Raw genomic sequence first — 1546 nt, 5'->3', positions numbered from 1 at the left:
GCCAATCCAACGGCTGTCATCAAACCAACCACAAAGGCGATCGCCATATTAAGCGGCGGATTCGGGCTCACAGGTACTGGCGGATCTGCCATTTCAGCTTCAGCTAAAATCACCACATTGTCGACACGAAGCAAGTTGGCAATTTCACGTTGAAAAACGGCTGCTGTCGTATTTGCAATGTCCACAGCCAACGCTGGATTCACATCTTCCACTCGAATCGTCACGACTTGAGACTGCCCCTCCTGAGAAACCTGCAGCTGTTGATTCAACTGCTGATGGCTTCGTTCAAGCCCTAATTCTTCAATGACCTCATTTAAAATGTACGGACTTTTTAAAATGACATTATACGTTTGTATGTATTGCGAATCCACATCAAACCCCGCAGATTGCAAAGCAGATGTGGCACCTGTTGCTTGCTGGCTGACAAGAATCTGCGTCGTCGTTTGATACATCGGTGTTAAGAAAAAATAACTGACCGCTCCACTTGCGGTGACAGCTAGAACTGTAATCACAACGATCATGGCTAGCCTTTTTTTCAGGGTCGCAAAAATTTCACGGAGACTAATCGTTTCTTCCATAAGCGTGTAGCTCCTCCAAGTTTTCACATTTATTCTACACCATTTAGTATAGCATAGCATTTTGTCGAAATGTGGCGTCTTCTTACTTTTTATCCAAAAAAAAGATAGAGCAAGCCATAAAGGACTTGCTCCAATTCCAACTACTATTCATTCATTCATTTATTCATTCATTAAATCAGAGAAAATCAAGAAGCGTTCAAGCATTGCTGCCATTTGCGCACGAGTGGTTTCATCCGTTGGGTCAAAGAGACCTGTGTTACGTCCTTCCATGATTCCTGCTTGAAGGAGACGCTCAACATCCGCTTCTGCCCATTCGCCAATACGCTCAGCATCAGGGTATTGAGTGATTGATTTTGTAGTATCTAGATCTGCTTCATTGTAGCCAATATGCTCCATTGCACGTGAAATCATCGCAGCTGCTTGCTGACGATTAACTGGCTCATTTGGTGAGAATGTTCCATCCTGACGACCGAGGACAATTCCTGCCTCAATCGCTGCCATAAATTCACCCATAAACCACTCATCACCTTGTACATCAACAAAGCGACCATCGTACTCCACATCGCTCACAAGGGCAAGAGCACGTGTAATTAACACGGCTAATTGCACACGAGTGACAGGCTCACCTGGAGCTACCGTTCCATCCTGACGACCTTGGAAAATATCACGAACGGCTAGCTTCTCAATTTGCTCTTTCGCCCAGTAGTCATCACGAAGATCGGTAAAGGATGCTTCACGCTCAACCGCTACATAGTAGCTGTTCGTAAAGCTCTTGAACGTTACACGACCGTCACGGACAATCGTCGGAACAACCGTTAGCGTCCCATCCGCATTGACACGAACAACAACCGTGCGATCCGGGTTCACGTCTTCAGAAAGAACGAGGTCACGTTCAAGATATTGAACAAAACGGTTCACTGGAGCCTCCACATCACCAGAACGAGCGACAATAGAAAACTCAACAATCG

General features: G+C 45.7%; 2 protein-coding genes. Both read right to left on the bottom strand.

Annotated elements, in window-relative coordinates; genetic code table 11:
* The coding region (locus BLT_RS0102090; protein WP_017726166.1) for a YveK family protein at positions 1–578 on the bottom strand (578 nt) is incomplete at its 3' end.
* A 159-nt stretch (positions 579–737) separates the two neighbouring features.
* The coding region (locus BLT_RS21235) for an S-layer homology domain-containing protein (RefSeq protein ID WP_035425357.1) at positions 738–1546 on the bottom strand (809 nt) is incomplete at its 5' end.

It is taken from the genome of Halalkalibacterium ligniniphilum, assembly GCF_000334155.1.
Lineage (GTDB): Bacteria > Bacillota > Bacilli > Bacillales > Bacillaceae_D > Halalkalibacterium > Halalkalibacterium ligniniphilum.
The sequence above is the reverse complement of the archived record's forward strand: the minus strand, read 5'-3'. Positions and strand labels throughout refer to the sequence as shown.